At 44.1% G+C, this 16091-nt stretch carries 14 protein-coding genes and 2 tRNA genes; 7 read left to right on the forward strand and 9 right to left on the reverse strand.

The window, feature by feature from the left end; genetic code table 11:
- Positions 1 to 42: 42 nt before the first annotated feature.
- The 6 genes from VQ048_RS05895 to VQ048_RS05920 all read left to right on the forward strand — a co-directional run bounded on the left by VQ048_RS05895 (position 43) and on the right by VQ048_RS05920 (position 7857).
- Positions 43 to 2178, forward strand: coding sequence for a S9 family peptidase (locus tag VQ048_RS05895; RefSeq protein ID WP_327610764.1), 2136 nt, complete (start codon positions 43 to 45; stop codon positions 2176 to 2178).
- A gap of 73 nt (positions 2179 to 2251) precedes the next feature.
- Positions 2252 to 3913, forward strand: coding sequence for a peptide MFS transporter (locus VQ048_RS05900; RefSeq protein ID WP_327610765.1), 1662 nt, complete (start codon positions 2252 to 2254; stop codon positions 3911 to 3913).
- A gap of 124 nt (positions 3914 to 4037) precedes the next feature.
- Positions 4038 to 5534 carry a peptide MFS transporter gene (locus tag VQ048_RS05905; protein ID WP_327610766.1) on the forward strand — a complete coding sequence of 499 codons (1497 nt, stop codon included), beginning with the start codon at positions 4038 to 4040 and terminating at the stop codon, positions 5532 to 5534.
- A gap of 182 nt (positions 5535 to 5716) precedes the next feature.
- On the forward strand, positions 5717 to 6466 hold the full coding sequence (locus tag VQ048_RS05910; protein WP_327610767.1) for a UbiA prenyltransferase family protein: 750 nt from the start codon (positions 5717 to 5719) through the stop codon (positions 6464 to 6466).
- Between the two features lie 9 nt (positions 6467 to 6475).
- Entirely contained in the window at positions 6476 to 7558 is a 1083-nt protein-coding gene (gene recF, locus VQ048_RS05915; RefSeq protein WP_327610768.1) for a DNA replication/repair protein RecF, read from the forward strand.
- A 5-nt stretch (positions 7559 to 7563) separates the two neighbouring features.
- Positions 7564 to 7857: a DciA family protein gene (locus VQ048_RS05920; RefSeq protein WP_327610769.1), complete on the forward strand. Its 294-nt coding sequence runs from the start codon at positions 7564 to 7566 to the stop codon at positions 7855 to 7857.
- Here the strand turns inward: VQ048_RS05920 and VQ048_RS05925 are convergent.
- The 3 genes from VQ048_RS05925 to VQ048_RS05935 are packed head-to-tail and all read right to left on the reverse strand — an operon-like array spanning position 7835 to position 11568.
- Positions 7835 to 9871, reverse strand: a complete 2037-nt coding sequence (locus VQ048_RS05925) for a transporter-like protein (protein ID WP_327610833.1) — start codon at positions 9869 to 9871, stop codon at positions 7835 to 7837. The genes VQ048_RS05920 and VQ048_RS05925 overlap by 23 nt on opposite strands.
- A 12-nt stretch (positions 9872 to 9883) precedes the next feature.
- Positions 9884 to 10528: a monofunctional biosynthetic peptidoglycan transglycosylase gene (mtgA, locus tag VQ048_RS05930; protein ID WP_327610770.1), complete on the reverse strand. Its 645-nt coding sequence runs from the start codon at positions 10526 to 10528 to the stop codon at positions 9884 to 9886.
- A 53-nt stretch (positions 10529 to 10581) separates the two neighbouring features.
- Positions 10582 to 11568 (reverse strand): ABC transporter substrate-binding protein, encoded by a 987-nt coding sequence (locus tag VQ048_RS05935; RefSeq protein ID WP_327610771.1) that lies wholly within the window; start codon positions 11566 to 11568, stop codon positions 10582 to 10584.
- A gap of 108 nt (positions 11569 to 11676) precedes the next feature.
- Here VQ048_RS05935 and VQ048_RS05940 point away from each other — a divergent pair.
- A tRNA-Arg gene (locus tag VQ048_RS05940) sits at positions 11677 to 11753 on the forward strand.
- Between the two features lie 49 nt (positions 11754 to 11802).
- Here the strand turns inward: VQ048_RS05940 and VQ048_RS05945 are convergent.
- The 6 genes from VQ048_RS05945 to VQ048_RS05970 form a co-directional block, all read right to left on the reverse strand.
- A complete protein-coding gene (locus VQ048_RS05945) occupies positions 11803 to 12195 on the reverse strand; it encodes a hypothetical protein (RefSeq protein ID WP_327610772.1) in 393 nt (130 codons plus the stop codon).
- A gap of 138 nt (positions 12196 to 12333) precedes the next feature.
- Positions 12334 to 12407: transfer RNA gene (locus tag VQ048_RS05950), tRNA-His, on the reverse strand.
- 36 nt (positions 12408 to 12443) lie between these two features.
- Positions 12444 to 13163, reverse strand: a complete 720-nt coding sequence (gene bshB1, locus VQ048_RS05955; RefSeq protein ID WP_327610773.1) for a bacillithiol biosynthesis deacetylase BshB1 — start codon at positions 13161 to 13163, stop codon at positions 12444 to 12446.
- Between the two features lie 79 nt (positions 13164 to 13242).
- Entirely contained in the window at positions 13243 to 14910 is a 1668-nt protein-coding gene (locus VQ048_RS05960; RefSeq protein ID WP_327610774.1) for a tetratricopeptide repeat protein, read from the reverse strand.
- A 65-nt stretch (positions 14911 to 14975) separates the two neighbouring features.
- Positions 14976 to 15860: a PstS family phosphate ABC transporter substrate-binding protein gene (locus VQ048_RS05965; protein WP_327610775.1), complete on the reverse strand. Its 885-nt coding sequence runs from the start codon at positions 15858 to 15860 to the stop codon at positions 14976 to 14978.
- Positions 15850 to 16047, reverse strand: coding sequence for a C4-dicarboxylate ABC transporter (locus VQ048_RS05970; protein WP_327610776.1), 198 nt, complete (start codon positions 16045 to 16047; stop codon positions 15850 to 15852). Before VQ048_RS05970 ends, VQ048_RS05965 begins: the two co-directional genes overlap by 11 nt.
- Positions 16048 to 16091 lie beyond the last annotated feature (44 nt).

A 16091-nucleotide genomic window follows, 5' to 3' on the forward strand; every position in this document is an offset into this window, starting at 1 on the left:
GGCGTTTTTCATATATTTGGGGGGAATAAATAGTTTATATCCATGACAAAAAGATTAATCGGAACGTTTTTTTTAGCCCTATTGGCTTTCAATCCTTTGGATGCCCAAGAAATTACTCTCGACAAAATTTACTCCGGCTACTACCGTGGCAAAGGCATTGCCGGCATTGCCTCCCTAAAAGACGGAGAAAACTATGCCGTGATCGAGAAAAACGGCATCGCCCGATACGACTATAAAACCTCCAAGCAAAACGGCTACATCGTCAACGGAAGTTTTGAATCGTACGAGTTTTCCGAAGACGAATCCAAAATTCTTTTGCTCAAGGGAAGCCAACCCATCTACCGCCATTCTTTTTTGGGAATTTTCGAAGTCAAAGATTTGAAAAGCGGGCAAACCATCCAACTGAATAACGGAAACCCCGTTCAGGAACCCCGTTTTTCTCCGGACGGCCACAAAGTGGCTTTCGTGGCCGACAACAATTTATTTTACCAAGACCTTAGCAACGGAAAACTAATACCCATTACCTCGGACGGAAAAAGAAACCATATCATCAACGGATTGGCCGACTGGGTCTACGAAGAAGAATTCGGGCATGCCAGACAATACGAATGGACCCAAAACTCCGACGCCATTGTGTTCGTGAAATCCGACGAAAGCCTCGTCCCCGAAATGAATATGCCCATCTACGACAAACAGCTTTATCCGCAGGATTTCCGTTTCAAATACCCCAAAGCCGGCGAAAACAACGCCAAAGTTTCGGCGCACCTCTACCGTTTGGATAGTCATCAAACTACAGCCATTGATCTTTCCGGCTACAAAAACTATTACATCCCGAACGTCTTCCGCACCGCCAAAGCAGACGAAATCGTCCTGATTACCTCGGGAAGAACCCAAAACGCTTCCGACATCCTGAAGATTAACACGAAAAAAAACACCGTAACCAAACTCTTCACCGAAACCGATGAAAAATGGATCGAAACCGACCACGTCATCCTGGAATTTTTGGAAGACAATTCTTTCATTTGGGGAAGCGAGAGAGACGGCTACAACCACCTCTACTGGTACGCTGCCGACGGAAAACTAATAAAGCAAATTACCAAAGGCCCTTGGGAAGTAACCGAATACTACGGTTATAACCCGAAAACCAAAGAAGTCTACCTGCAAACCACCCAAAACGGAAGCCTAAATAAAGTGGTTGCCAAGGTTCATCTCGTAACGGGGAAATCAACCGTAATTTCCTCTGCCGAAGGCTATAACACGGCTAATTTCAGTCGCAATTTCCATTACTTTATCGAAACCTCATCTTCCGCCATAAAACCGCATACCTACACCCTGAAAAACCAATCGGGGCAAACGGTGCGGGAGCTGCAAAACAACAACGAAATGCTGCAAAAGCTCAAAGCCGACCAATGGATCGCCAAAGAATACTTCAGCATCCCCAACGAAAACGGCGATCTTATGAACGCATGGATCATGAAGCCCAAAAACTTTGATCCCAACAAAAAACACCCTTTGTTCATGTTCCAGTATTCCGGCCCCGGATCTCAGCAAGTAACCAACGCTTGGGATGGTGGCAACGGATTATGGTTTAATCATTTGGTGCAACAAGGCTATATTGTCGCCTGCGTGGACGGAAGAGGAACCGGAGGCCGTGGCGCCCAATACAAAAAAGCCACTTACATGAACCTCGGAAAATACGAAATCGAAGACCAAATTGCCGCCGCTCGCTGGCTCGGAAAACAATCCTACATTGACGCCTCTCGCATCGGAATCTTCGGATGGAGTTTCGGTGGTTACATGGCCAGCTTGGCCTTGACCAAAGGCGCGGACACCTTTAAACTCGGCATCGCCGTGGCTCCCGTTACCAACTGGAGGTATTACGACACCGTTTATACCGAAAGGTTTATGCGAACTCCGCAAGAGAACCCTTCGGGGTACGACGACAACTCGCCGACCACCCACGCCGAAAAATTGAAAGGCAAATTCCTGATGATCCACGGAACAGCAGACGATAACGTGCATTACCAAAACGCCGTGGAATTTGCTGAAGCCCTTATTCAAAACAAAAAACAATTCCAATTTATGACGTACCCCGATAAAAATCACGGCATCTACGGCGGCAATACCCGTCATCACCTGTACCAACTGATGACCAATTACCTTTTGGAAAACCTTTAGAAAACCGCTATGCCCGACTTTATCTCGGGAAAACAGCAAAAAAGATTATTTTTGAAAAAAAAATTAAATTCTCATGAATAAAACCAATAACAAACACCCCAAAGGCCTGCCCTTTCTTTTCTTCACCGAAATGTGGGAAAGGTTTGGCTACTATCTGATTCTCGGTATTTTCGTGCTCTACATGATTGATCCCAAAGACACCGGAGGACTCGCTTTCATGGATAAAACTGCCGACGATATTTTTGGGACTTTCATCGCTCTCACCTACCTCACTCCATTTCTCGGAGGCTTCTTGGCCGACCGGGTTTTGGGCTATGTAAAAGCCATTTATATCGGAGGGATTTTAATGGCTGCCGGTTATATCGGAGTGGGAGTTTTCCAGCAATTGCCTTTATTTTATGCCTCTTTAGGACTCATTATTTTAGGAAATGGGTTTTTCAAACCCAGCATCTCCACCCTTTTGGGAAACCTCTACAGCGAAGACCCTTATAAAGAAAACAAAGATGCCGGCTACAACATCTTCTACATGGGGATTAACATCGGAGCGCTGGTATGCAACTTCGTAGCCGCTTACATGCGTAACAAGTACGGTTGGGGGCCAGCTTTCATGACCGCCGGTTTCGGTATGCTCTTCGGCTTGTTCATCTTCACTTTAGGAATGAAACACATCCGTTCTGCCAACCTCATGAAACCCGCACAAGAAGGCGACACCAAACTTTCATCCGTTTTGGTGAAAGTTTTCCTTCCTGCCATCATCGCAGGAATCATCGGATGGATTATCCCGGGAACCCTTTTCGGCAGCGATAGCACCGACGCCTTTATCTTCGCCTGCATCCCTGTGGTGATTTTCTATGTAAGCCTTTACCTAAGAGCCAACGCCGAAGATAAAAAGCCCATTGGAGCCCTACTGGCCATCTTTGCCGTCAGCCTAATGTTTTGGGCTGTATTCAAGCAGAACGGTACCGCCCTTACCCGATGGGCGAATTATTACACCGACCGCACCGCTCCTGCCGCATTGGAAAAACCTTTGGAGTCCATTTATTTGGTTGAAACCAAAGCCTACAAAGACAAAGAAGTTCCGGTGTACGACCAGCAGTTTTCCACCGTAAAAGCGGATGGAGAAACCGTGAAGGAAATCGGCAAAGACATTTATTTCCGAAACATCTCCGACGAACAAAGAGCCGTTTTGGAAAAAAATCCGGATAAACCCGTTTACCTTTTCAATACGGAGCTCTTTCAATCGGTTAATCCGTTTTGGGTCATTTTGTTGACGCCTTTAGTGGTCGGCTTTTTCATGATGCTCCGCCGACGGGGCAAAGAGCCGAGTACCCCCTCTAAAATAGTACTCGGATTGTTCATTTCCGCCCTTTCCTGCCTGGTGATGGTAGGAGCCGTCTACTCCGGAGGCAACGGAGAAGTAAAAGTATCCTCCCTATGGCTCGTAGCCGCCTATGGCGTGATTACCATCGGGGAACTTTGCCTCTCGCCCATGGGCTTATCGCTCGTTTCCAAACTGTCTCCTCCGAGAATTACCGCTCTGATGATGGGAGGATTCTTCCTATCCACTTCCATCGGAAACAAATTATCGGGCGTGCTCGCCAGTATGTGGTACAACTACGAGGACAAAGGCAACTTCTTTCTCGTCAACTTCGGATTGCTGCTTTTGGCTACCCTTTTGGGGCTTTCCATCTTGAAGAAGTTAAACAAAGTCATGAAAGAAAAAGGCGTTCATTAAAAAATTCATCGCCTTATTCTCCCTTAAATCGCAGCTTACGCTGCGATTTTTTTTGTCTAAAAAATTGCACAACCCTCAAAAAAAACTATATTTGCTAATCTTTAACAAAAATTAACATTAAATAATGGAGACTATTCAATCTGAAAAAGGGCACCCTAAAGGTTTATACACCTTATTTTTTACCGAAATGTGGGAGCGTTTCAGCTACTACGGAATGCGGGCTTTATTGACTATTTTTTTGGCTGCAGAACTGGCTACCGGTGGTTTTGGATTAGACCGAGCAGAATCACTGAAAGTGTACGGTATTTTTACGGCCTTGGTGTATCTTACCCCTATCATGGGAGGTTGGTTTGCCGACAAGCTTCTTGGGCAGAGGAAATCCATCCTCATCGGAGGTCTGGTTATGGGTATAGGACAATTTATGCTGGCAGGTAGTTCTTCGGCTCTATTATTTGAAGATTTAGAAACCCGTAAAAGTCTATTTTACTTGGGATTAGGAGTTCTTATCTTGGGGAACGGCTTTTTCAAACCTAACATTTCAACCATCGTTGGCGACTTATACGATAATGACGATCCTAGAAAAGACGGGGCTTTTACCATTTTTTACATGGGTATTAACATCGGAGCTTTTTTGTCGCCGTTTATTGCAGGTACCTTAGGCGAAAAGGTAGGCTGGCCCTACGGCTATGCTTCCGCAGGGATAGGAATGGTACTTGGAGTACTTTGGTTCTACGCTCGTAGAAGCACCCTCGGAGACAAAGGCCTACCTCCAGGATATAAAGAAAAGGGAATCAACCGATTACTCCCAAAAGACTGGAGAGACATCATTTTATATACCATTGCCAACGTAGTTTTCGTTGTCCTTGTCATGCTACTTTGGCAGCATACGTCTGAATTAGCTCATTCTCTTATTGTGTGGACTTTGGGAATTCTCGGAGGAGGATTCATTGCCTTGTCTATTTTCAAGGGAACTTCTGGCTCTACAGAGTGGACGAGAGTTTTCGTAATCCTAATACTCGCCTTTTTTAACATTGTATTTTGGGCAGGTTTTGAACAAGCAGGCGGTACATTCAACCTCTTTGCTCAAGAAAACACCAACAGAATGGTAGGAAATTTTGAAATCCCTACTACTTGGTTTCAAAATATCAATCCTATCGCTATCGTTACCTTAGCTCCTCTATTTTCCATTCTATGGGTTAAACTAGCAGCAAAGAAACTTAACCCTAGAACTCCCGTTAAATTTGCCTTGGCGATGTTCGTTGGTGCCTTTGCTTTTTTCATAATGACCCAAGCCAGCAACAGTGCGCAAGGAGGAACTTTGGTTTCACCTATGTGGTTGGTGGTAGTCTATACTTTGCTTACCGTTGGAGAACTAATGCTTTCACCTATTGGCTTATCGATGGTTACAAAACTTTCTCCTGTGAAAATCACCTCCATTATGATGGGCGTATGGATGGCCAGCTTTGCTTTAGGTAATTATTTTGCAGCGACACTAGAGCAAATCTTAGAAGTATATAATTTTGATTTATACCCCTTCATCTCCTACCTTATGTTAGGATCAGGGGTAGCTTTACTTGCGCTTTCGCCAATATTGAATAAATTCATGAAAGGAATTCACTAAAAACAAATATTATAAAAAAAACGGTCTCTTTCGAGACCGTTTTTTTTATATAATACATTCCTTTAAGAACCTCCGCTCTATCAAATTAAATAAAAAATCATTCCTATATCTTTAAAACAAATTCTAACTTTACATCTCCCGAAGACTTTCCAATCCGTAACTTAGGGGCTTTAAATCAGAAAATGCCTATTTTTTTTCAAGCCTTAAAAACCCTCCTTATCCACAGCCAAATCTACGTGGCTCTGTGTGGGATGTTATTGGCCGCCTTTTTCATGCCCTCGCAATACCTCCCCCAATGGCAAGTATGGGCTTTTATTTTCACCAACTATTTCGCAGGCTACGTCTATACCAAATTTCAACACACCTCCAATCAAGCCTACGCTATCGCCCTAAGTACGGGAGCTTTTCTCTTCAACACCGCCCTGCTTTGGTCCCATCCCTTTTGCTCACTCGGTCGTTGGTTCACCCTTGTGGTTTTGGGCCTCCTGTACAATTCGTTTTTTCTGAGGAAAACCGTACGCCATCTCCCCTTAATTAAAATCTTCTACGTCGGCGCCCTTTGGGGTTTAGTCAACGGATGGCTCCTCCAACCCGATTTTTCCGCCACCGTTTTCAGTATTACTTTCCTGTACGTTACCGCCCTGATCCTGCCCTTCGACATTCGGGATATGCATTGCGACCTTATCCTTACCTTTCCCAAAATCATCGGCATCCCCCACACCAAACAACTCGCCACCGCTCTTCTGGTTGCCGCCAATCTAATCGCCTGCTTTTCACTTTCCGCCCCCCATGCCACCGCTTTCTTTTCCGCCTCCGTTGTAGCTGCAGTTCTCATTTATTTCGCCCAAAGCACCCGCCCAGACAGTTATTTTTCTTTCGGTATCGAAAGTTGCGGCGCCCTTCCGTTTTTGTTTTTGGTTTTATTGAAGTAATTTTGACGCATGATTGTGCAAAAACTTTCCCTGATCAACTTCAAAAACCATCCCGAACGGCATTTTGACCTCTCTCCACAAATCAATTGTTTTGTAGGCGGCAACGGCGTAGGAAAAACCAACATCCTGGACGCCTTGCATTACCTCTCGGTAGGAAAAAGTTTCCTCGGTCATTCGGATTTTAGCCCCATTGCCTACGGAGAAGAATTCTTCAGCCTGCAAGCCGAAATTGCCACAAACGAAAAAACAGACACCCTAAAACTCTTTCTACCCAAAGACGGTAAAAAAACCATCAAAAAAAACGAAAAAACCTACGAACGGCTCGCCGATCACATCGGGTACCTTCCCTGTGTGATGATCTCGCCCTACGATTCGAATTTAATTTCAGATTCCGGTGAAAGCCGAAGAAAATTTTTGGATGCCATGATTGCCCAAACCGATCACGAGTACCTCCACCACCTGATGCAGTATCAAAAAACCCTGAAACAAAGGAATACCCTATTAAAATACTTTCATAAAAATCGCACTTTCGATAAGGAAGCCTTAGCCATTTACAACCCTCCGCTTACCCGGTGCGGAAACTTCCTCCACGAAAAACGAAAACAATTCATCGAAAAACTAAACCCCATCGTTCAGGAGTTTTACCAAACCATCGCTTCCGGTAAAGAGAAAGTCGCCATTCTCTACGACAGCGCCCTGCACGATCACCCCATGGAACAACTGCTGGACGAAAACCTGGACAAAGACCGCCAACTTACCTACACCGCCTCTGGCGTCCACAAAGACGATTTAGGGTTTGAAATGAACGAAAAACCACTCAAGAAAACTGGCTCCCAAGGCCAACAAAAATCGTTTCTCATCGCTTTGAAACTGGCTCAAATCCAACGGATAAAAGACCTCACCGGTAAAAATCCCATCCTGCTATTAGACGACATTTTCGACAAACTGGACGATCATCGTGTGGCTAAGCTCATCACCTTGGTCAATCGTGAAAATTTCGGGCAAATTTTCATTACCGATACCCACCGCGAACGCACGGAATCCGTCGTCAAAAGAATCAACGAAGAAAGCCGACTGTTTGAAATCGAATAAATCCCATGAGACGAAAAAAAAGAGAATACCAAAGTTCCGATTTAGTCAAAACCTTCGCCAAAATCCACGGCTTTGAGGATAAATTATTGGCTTTCGAAGTCAAGGCTTTCCTGAAAGATTACTTGGATCAAGCTCTCTACAACGAAATCGAAAGCGTAAATCTCCAAGGCAAAACCCTTACCATTGCCATAAAATCGCCCTTACTGAAAAACGACTTCCGAATGCGCCAATCGTTCTTCCTTAAAAAATTCAACGACCAATTCGGGGAAGAAAAATTTAATGCTCTTCGGATTTTGTAGACGCCTTCTGCATCATTTCCTTAGCCCGGACATCCAACTCCTCCGAACGAATCGGCATCACAAAACGCAAAGGGTATTTTCGGAAATACCTGAAAATCTCCCGCCAAATCTCCCGAAGTTCCGCCGAACTGAGCTTACGCGAACGCAAAGCCAAAAGCATAGAGAGCCCGAAACTCACAACAAAATTGAAAAAACCTATCAGAAAAACCGTTACGAAACAAACGCCAAACGTATAAACGTCCACCGAAAAATCCTTTCCGTAAAGCCCCAAAGCAAAATTTCCCGCCGCAAACGTAATGTGCCTAATATCCACATCTAATCCCAAAAACACCCCTACCGGTCCCGTTACACCAAGAAAAACGCCAAACCAGGCATTGGAGACAATTCCCGCCCAATTCCGCGAATAATACCGCGAAAGCGCCTTTGCCGATTTCGGACCAAGAATTTGGTTGATTATCGGATTCTTGGCAATCCTTGCCGGCATACGGTAATACACCGAATTATTGCCAATGTTTCCCGCAATAATCCCCGATATAAACAAATAAAATCCCGCAATACTGGCATGCAGTAAAGCCTTGGATTCAAAAGGATCAAGATCCCTGAGTAACGTGGAAGATTTCTCCATGGCAAAATTCTGATTGAACAAAACATCCAAACCGTAAATAATCGCCAAAGAAACCGGAAACGCCCATAAAACATTCCCCACAAAAGCAATAAACTGCGTACTGCAAAGCTTAGAAATCAAATGCGCAAACTCCACATAGTTTTTTTGGGTATTCTTCTGATCCGACAAAACCTTCGCCATCGTAGCCGCCGTCATAGCCGGTTGTTTGGTCGCTAACGTAAAGCCCATCAAATAAATCATCACAAACCCCATCGCATAATTAAGGGCATACATGAACGCATGGGAAAATTCGCTCCCCGGAGCATACCCGTAGAGCATCTTCAGTACGCAAAGCGCACCAACCACAACCCCGCCACCACTGGCTTTCCAAAACATCTTGAGATAATCCTTCTTTGAAGAAGTAATATAATGCGTCCCCGTTTCCGCCGTGTGATTGGTTATCAGGTGCGACAGCAACCTCGTACTATCGTTAAAAAGTTCGCCTACATCGTTTTTATTCGATTTATACCTTAAAATATTAAAGACCAATGCTTTTGAATTTTCCACTACATCGCGCTCTTCATCGTCAATCACCAAAAGCAAAAGAATTTCCGAAATCCGATTAATCTGCTGCCTTATTTTTAAAAGCGACTGGTTCGTCTTACTGGAAATCCCATACTTCGCCGAATTACGAAAGGCATCATCCACAAACGTAAGGCATTGTTCCAGATAAATTTTCAACTGCTTAAAATGCTCGTCTTTGGACGTGAGCCTGAACTCGGGATTTTCCCTAAACGCCTGATGCAAAAGCCCCATTTCCTCCTGCAAAGCCAAAAACGGATTGTCATAATTCTTATACTCGGGCACCATATGCATCACCTCCATCTCCATCGCGTTACCAACCGCCCGCCACGCCAAAATATTAGCTGAAAACAAAAGCTCCCGCACCACGGAAGGCCGCGTAATAAATCCGTCAATCCCTAACAAGCGAAAACATTCGTCAATCTGAGGCTTCGGTATCCCGCTCAGGTAAGCCCAATCCTTACCCGGACGAACCGAAATATGATCCACCAAATACCATATCGAATTCTCGTTTTCTACGGGAGGAAGAACCGAATTAAGCAACCGCTTTCTAAACTCGGAAACAAAACCGTTCTCCGAAAGAATATTGGCCTCCGTCAAAGAAAGATTAAATGGCTTCCCTAAAAATAAATTGCGAAGGTACGACCCAAAATGCCCTGCGACATCAGGATTTTCCCTCAAAAAAAGAAGAACATCCGCAAAGGGTTCCTTTTTCATGCTGTTAAAAATCGCATACAACGGTTCAAGCGATTTGGTATCGTTCTGAAAACTGAAGTATTTTTTCAGCATGCTGGCCGAACTTTGGACGTTACCGGAAAACCATTTCATCATGCAATCGGTTTATTTCAAGGTGATTGTATTCATTTGTCTCATAATCCACGAGTGCCTCTTCCTGAGATAAGACGATGGATTTTTCGGGTCGTATTTCCGTGGATTGGGAAGCACCGCCGCAATCCAGGCCGCCTCGCTTTTGGTAAGATTTTTGGCGTCCTTGCCGTAGTAATACTGCGCCGCCGCCTGAACCCCAAACACCCCTTGCCCCATTTCAATCGAGTTAAGGTAGCGCTCTAAAATAGTGGTCTTATCCCAAACATTCTCTATCGCAAACGTATAAAACGCCTCCAACCCTTTTCTGAACCAACTTCTCCCCTGCCACAAAAACACGTTTTTAGCCGTCTGTTGAGAGATTGTACTTCCTCCTTTCAGCCGCTTTCCCGCTTCGTTATCCTTATAAGCCTTCTCAATCGCTTGGTAATCAAACCCTGAATGGTCAAAAAACTTTTGATCTTCCGAAGCCAGCACCGCCTTTTTCACATTATCGCCCATTTCATCGTAGGAAATATAATCCCGATGCAGCTTCCCGTACTCCAACAAGCCTCCCAATTGGGTCAACGTAATCGGAGGATTAAAGAATTTGCCCGCCGCAATACCCAATATATTGAGTAAAACCAGCGTATAAAATAATCTTTTAATAAATCTGAACATAGCCGAACCTTTATTAAACTCCACAAAAATAAGAATTAAAGCCCAACCTTTAATCAATTGATCGGCTTCATGAAAACCAAACTGTCCGCAGGCACTAAATCGGGATGAAAAATCTTAACATAATCCCTTAAAACCAAGTCCGAACGAACATTACCCATCTCAAAAAAATCATTGGCTTTCCCTTTTTGCCGACCAGACATCGCATACAGTTTTCCATTGCGAAAAACAGCCAGCTTCTCGTAAACGGGATTCACCGCCAGCAGACTCTTTCGACTCTGATGCGCCCCTACATTCACCCAAAACGAAGCGCCCGCCGACTGAATCAAGACTTCCTCGAACGTCATAGGAACCGAACGATCCGAACGATCGTCTTTCAAAATATAATCGGCACCCGCATCCGATAAAAACAAAGCCAGCTGCGTGCGCCCTCCCGGCATAAACCACTGTCCTCCATACATCTCGTTGGCCAAAACGACCGGTTTGGTTTTCGCTTGTCTTGCCTTTGCCTTCAATGCATTATAACGGCTTTCAATTTCGGCATACAGCTTTTCTGCTTCCGCTTTCTTATCGAAAAGCACTCCAAATAAAAGGAGGTATTTGGATTTTTCCAAAGGATTTTGCTCCATGTACTCGTTGAGGAAAATAATCGGTACGCCACTGCTTCTAAGTAAATCGTACGTGGCCTCAAAAGTAGGAATGTAATTGGTTAAAACCACATCCGGCTTCAACGCCAGTATTTTTTCGACGTCGTATTTCTGCTCGTTACCAACCTCTTGAATCGCCCCTTCCGCTAAGCGTTTTCTCAAACGATCGGAAAAAATATATTCCGGACTGGACACCCCCACAATACGATTTTCCACGCCCAAAGCCTCAAGGTAACCAATCAAACTGGCATTAAGCATCACCACCCGACGAAAAGGAAGCCGATCGGAAGTCACCTGAAACGTTTGTCCTCCCGCCTTTACTTCGATCCCTCTATCATGCTTATAATAAGAAAGTTGAGAAGATACTTTAACACCCTCCGGAGCCTCTTCTCTCACCTGCTTTTTACACCCTAAAAGAAAAAAAAGAAAAAATATTGAAAAAAAAGTTGATTTCATTGCTCAAAGAAAATAAAAAAGTATTATATTTGCAAACCGAAAATCAATGGACGCGTAGCTCAATTGGATAGAGCGTCAGATTACGGCTCTGAAGGTTGAGGGTTCGACTCCTTCCGCGTTCACCATTTATTTGGAAAATCCTCTTAAAAAAGAGGATTTTTTTATTATCTACATTTATTCTCTCTGGTATTTTATTTGACCTCCAACGGACAAACCTCCCTTTTCGTTATCAAATTCATACCCTTCTCCCACATAAAGCGTTCGTTCCTCATTTTGCACAACCAAGATTACCGACCCTTTACGCTCCGGCAAAAATAACTCCGCCATCGAGCCATCCGCTGAAATAATCACGACAGCCGCTCCAGAATCCACCTCCAAAGGATTCTGCCCTACATTAAAAACCTGAACACAATCCTGTTTCAACTTACTCCAAGTCTGCCCCTCAGCCCCTAAACACCCCTGCTCATCCCGACCTCCCCATCGCTCTTTCCTTTCCGTTGAAAGATTGAGAAACCTCTCTTTTCTGCCTTCCACAAGCCCCCAAAACCGCAATCCCCAACACTCCAAAAACTATTTTTTTTATTTTCATCATTTTTTTAGAGAACCCTTCCAAAAAATAAACCAACCTAAAAATCCATCCCGCTTTTCTTAATTGTACATTCTAAAAAAACAAAAAAAGCACCGCTTAACGCGATGCTTTTGCAGGGTGGCTGACCGGGATCGAACCGGCGACCTTTAGGACCACAATCTAACGCTCTAACCAACTGAGCTACAGCCACCATTTTGTGGGTGCAAATATAGTAAAATTATTATTACTACAAAATTATTCCGTCAAAATTTTTCAAAATAATCGTTTTTTCCGTTGTAAAACCTTCCGCAAAGCCGCACCCCGACAAGCGACCAAGATTTTGAGCCCGATAAGTAAGACTCTCCAAAAAATCTTTAGTTGCAATAGGCGTCATCGGTTCTTTAGAGGTCGGATCATAAAACTGCGTACGGTAAGCCAAACAAGCCTCCACCTTTTTCGCCATAAAATCCGTTATATCAATAACAAAATCCGGTACTATCTCCTTCCACTGAATATAATGAAACACCTGCTTCGGCCGCCAAGCCTCCTGACGCACACCTTCTAAATCCGTCTCTATCTTAAGCAACCCCGAAAGAAAACAAGCATCTGAAACCAACTTAGCCGCCTTGGCATGATCCGGATGACGATCCTCCACCGCATTAGCTAAAACAATATCGGGCCGATACTTGCGAAGCATCCGTACCACCCTAAGCTGATATTCTTCCGAATTCGTCAAAAAGCCGTCTCTCATCCCCAAATTTTCACGCGCAACCACCTCTAAAATCTTCGCCGCTTCTCTCGCCTCATTTTTTCGGGTTTCGTCCGTCCCTCGGGTTCCCAATTCCCCCCGGGTTAAATCCACAATCGCCACAGATTTCCCTTCCGACACCAATTTGGCGATAGTCCCCCCGCACCCCAATTCCACGTCATCAGGATGCGCACCGATTGCTAATACATCTACTTTCATAAGTCAAATTTAATGAAAATAAAAATCCCTTTCTCACCAAAAGCAAGAAAGGGATACTAAAGTCTTAAAAACCGAACGTTTATTTGTTCGCCAGTTGATTATTCAATGTAACGGCATCTTGGTATCCGGGATTCAAAGCCACAGATTTAGCCGCATACTCCTTAGCCTTAGCCAAATTCTTATCTTGGTTGTAGAACGCGACCAAATAATAAGCATAAGAAAGCGTTTCCTTGTTCTGAGCCTGCTCTTCTGCCGACTGCCCCGTCACCAAGTCAATGTATTGCTGATAAGCATTCTCCGCCATTTCGTGATTCCCCATTTGCTGGTAAGAAGCTCCTTTCGCATAATAAGAATAAGCCCAACTCGGAGTAATACTAATCATTTTATCCCAAGTCAAAATAGCCCCATGCCAGTTCTGCGCTTCCTGGTAAGCCGCTCCAAGCTGAACCAAAGCGTCTACATCGTTAGGATTCGCCTTTACTTTTGCTTTCAACCCTTCAATCGTTGGGTTGGTAGGACCTGCTTCAGCTGCAGCAAGGCTCGCGCCTCCCCCTTGGATACTAGAAAGCTCCGCATCCCATTCCAACGTTTTATCGTCCGCATTTTTAGCAATAGCAATTTTCTGAACCGCCTCGCTTTTCATTTGGGCTTTCTTCGCCTCATCTTCCTCATGCGAAGCCAACCCCGCTAAAATCAAACCTTCCAAACCACGATCCGCAGGCAGAATTCTTGATTTATCCTTCACCGTATCGAAAAAAGTCGCCAAATCCTTCTGAGCCGAAGCATAGTTCTTATCCGAACCGTAGTCGATGTAAGCTCTCAATTTGTACTTGATAGGGTCTTCTACCTTGTTGAAAACCTTATTCAACGTTGCCTTGGCGTTAGGATAATCGTTGTTGATGAAGTAAAGTTTTGCAATCTCCAATTGCGTATACGGATCCTCATCCGCATGCTGGGTGTACTTAACCAAATCCTGAGTCATCAACTCCTTTTCCTGGAAATTGTAGTTGTATTCCGCCGAAGCCTTATATGCCGGCGCATACGTAGGATCAATCTTAATGGCACTGTCAATATTTTCCTTAGCCAACTTCCACTGCTTCGCCGCCATCCACAAAGTTGCCTTCCGCGTAAATACCGACGCCTTATTGCTGGACACTACCGCCGCTTTATCATAAGCCGACATTGCGCTTCCCGGATCTTTTTTCAAACGATAAGCGTCCCCCAAAGTATAATAAAAATGTGCAGGAACCCCCGCTTTTTGAGACCTTTCAATCGCTTTGTTAAGATACGCAATCGCCAAATCCGGCGCATTCGTCTTCTCAAACATCGTTAGCGCCTCCGCAGCACGGAACAACACCTCGGCATCCTTTTCTCTGGAATCGGAAACCACCGCCTGAATATCAGCAATACCGGATTTGTCCCCCTTCGCTATTTTAATCGAAGCCAAACCAATCTTGTTAAGATAACTTTTGCTATCCATCGCCAAACCTTTCTTAAATTCGGCTTCCGCAACATCAAAGTTAGGTTCAAACTGAGAAAGATAAGCATTACCCAAATAAAAATAATTGCTGGCATCCTTCGGCGCATTCTGAATCATCTTACCAAAAATATCTTTCGCCTTAGCGTATTTATGGCTATCCACACTCAAAATTCCATCCTGTAAAGTCTGAGCAAAAGAAAAACTGGCAAACGCTACCACTCCTGCTCCCATTGCGACTTTTCTTGTTACCTGAATCATATTTTTCATTTTTATTTTAGATTTTATGAGTTTAAGTTCATTTTCATTCCACAATTTTCGTTCCAAAAAATGATTTATCTCATTTCAACCTCTCTTTTAAAGAGGTAATAAGGCTGAAGTCCTTCTTTTTCCACCACCATCTGCCCCAATTGGGTGCACGAGTAACGCATAAATCCGTTCGCAATGCCAAAGAACCCCTCGTTCGTCAGAAAATAAAGCTCCCGAGTGAAAGGGTACGTCATGTTTTGCAAATTAGGCTGAATCGGATCGTAGGCCACTCCCCCACCGTCCACAACGGAAAGAACCCTTACCTTATCCTTGAGTTTCTGAGCCTTTTGGGAGTACATCCGGCTAAAAGTATTAAGACTAACCACACCGATACGCCCTGGAAATTTGTCCAATTCCTCAATAACATTTTCATTTCCGTTAATGACCGAAAATTTAAGCTCCGAAGGTTTCTTTCCAAATTTTTGAGCCACAAAATTAAGATTCCCCGAATTGGTACCATCAAAAATAATCTTCCGATGATCCGAGGCAAGTTCTTTTTCTAATTCCGCCATCGAAATTTTCGTCTTATCCGAAGTTTTTGGAACGATGAAAACCACCGCATCGGCCGCAAAATAAGCCGGCTGAAACTTTAATTTAACTTGCTTATCGTAGGCTTGTCTTTCGGCTTCATTTAACTTTCTGGACATGACAACCAGTTTGGTTTTATCATTCAACAAATCCAAAAAACCGAAATCCTCTTTCTTGACTTCAACTTTGACCTCCGTCTCCGGATAACTGATCATGTAAGCCCCGGCCAAAGCCTCTGCCACTCCTTTAAAAGATTCATCCGTGGTAATTGTAAGCTGCCCTTTATGATAATCCGTTTCTGCCGATTTCCCAAACGTTTTTTTCTCTGAGCACCCCCACAAAAAGACCATTGCGCAGAGAATCATCCACCACCTATTTCTCATGCCGAAAATTTCTGATTCGATAGACTGCTCTTACGATTCTGAACACCCCGTAAGAAACCAAAAGTGCGCCCAAAGCATAAGCCACGAAAGGCTCCAAGGCGATGACAAAGAATTTGTAAATCATTACAAACACCCCCATAACAATGTAAAAAAATCCCGTTATGAGAGACAACCAATTAAACATCATAAGCACAAAAATAAAAAAAAAAGAGAAGCCAGGCTTCTCTTTTA

It is taken from the genome of Bergeyella anatis, assembly GCF_036016955.1.
GTDB lineage: Bacteria > Bacteroidota > Bacteroidia > Flavobacteriales > Weeksellaceae > JAYWXI01.

Bases quoted from the DNA above. Each gene is read 5' to 3' on its own strand.
- VQ048_RS05895 (WP_327610764.1), top strand. From the start codon at position 43: ATGACAAAAAGATTAATCGGAACGTTTTTTTTAGCCCTATTGGCTTTC.
- VQ048_RS05900 (WP_327610765.1), top strand. From the start codon at position 2,252: ATGAATAAAACCAATAACAAACACCCCAAAGGCCTGCCCTTTCTTTTC.
- VQ048_RS05905 (WP_327610766.1), top strand. From the start codon at position 4,038: ATGGAGACTATTCAATCTGAAAAAGGGCACCCTAAAGGTTTATACACC.
- VQ048_RS05910 (WP_327610767.1), top strand. From the start codon at position 5,717: ATGCCTATTTTTTTTCAAGCCTTAAAAACCCTCCTTATCCACAGCCAA.
- recF (WP_327610768.1), top strand. From the start codon at position 6,476: ATGATTGTGCAAAAACTTTCCCTGATCAACTTCAAAAACCATCCCGAA.
- VQ048_RS05920 (WP_327610769.1), top strand. From the start codon at position 7,564: ATGAGACGAAAAAAAAGAGAATACCAAAGTTCCGATTTAGTCAAAACC.
- VQ048_RS05925 (WP_327610833.1), bottom strand. From the start codon at position 9,871: ATGAAATGGTTTTCCGGTAACGTCCAAAGTTCGGCCAGCATGCTGAAA.
- mtgA (WP_327610770.1), bottom strand. From the start codon at position 10,528: ATGTTCAGATTTATTAAAAGATTATTTTATACGCTGGTTTTACTCAAT.
- bshB1 (WP_327610773.1), bottom strand. From the start codon at position 13,163: ATGAAAGTAGATGTATTAGCAATCGGTGCGCATCCTGATGACGTGGAA.
- VQ048_RS05960 (WP_327610774.1), bottom strand. From the start codon at position 14,910: ATGAAAAATATGATTCAGGTAACAAGAAAAGTCGCAATGGGAGCAGGA.
- VQ048_RS05965 (WP_327610775.1), bottom strand. From the start codon at position 15,860: ATGAGAAATAGGTGGTGGATGATTCTCTGCGCAATGGTCTTTTTGTGG.
- VQ048_RS05970 (WP_327610776.1), bottom strand. From the start codon at position 16,047: ATGATGTTTAATTGGTTGTCTCTCATAACGGGATTTTTTTACATTGTT.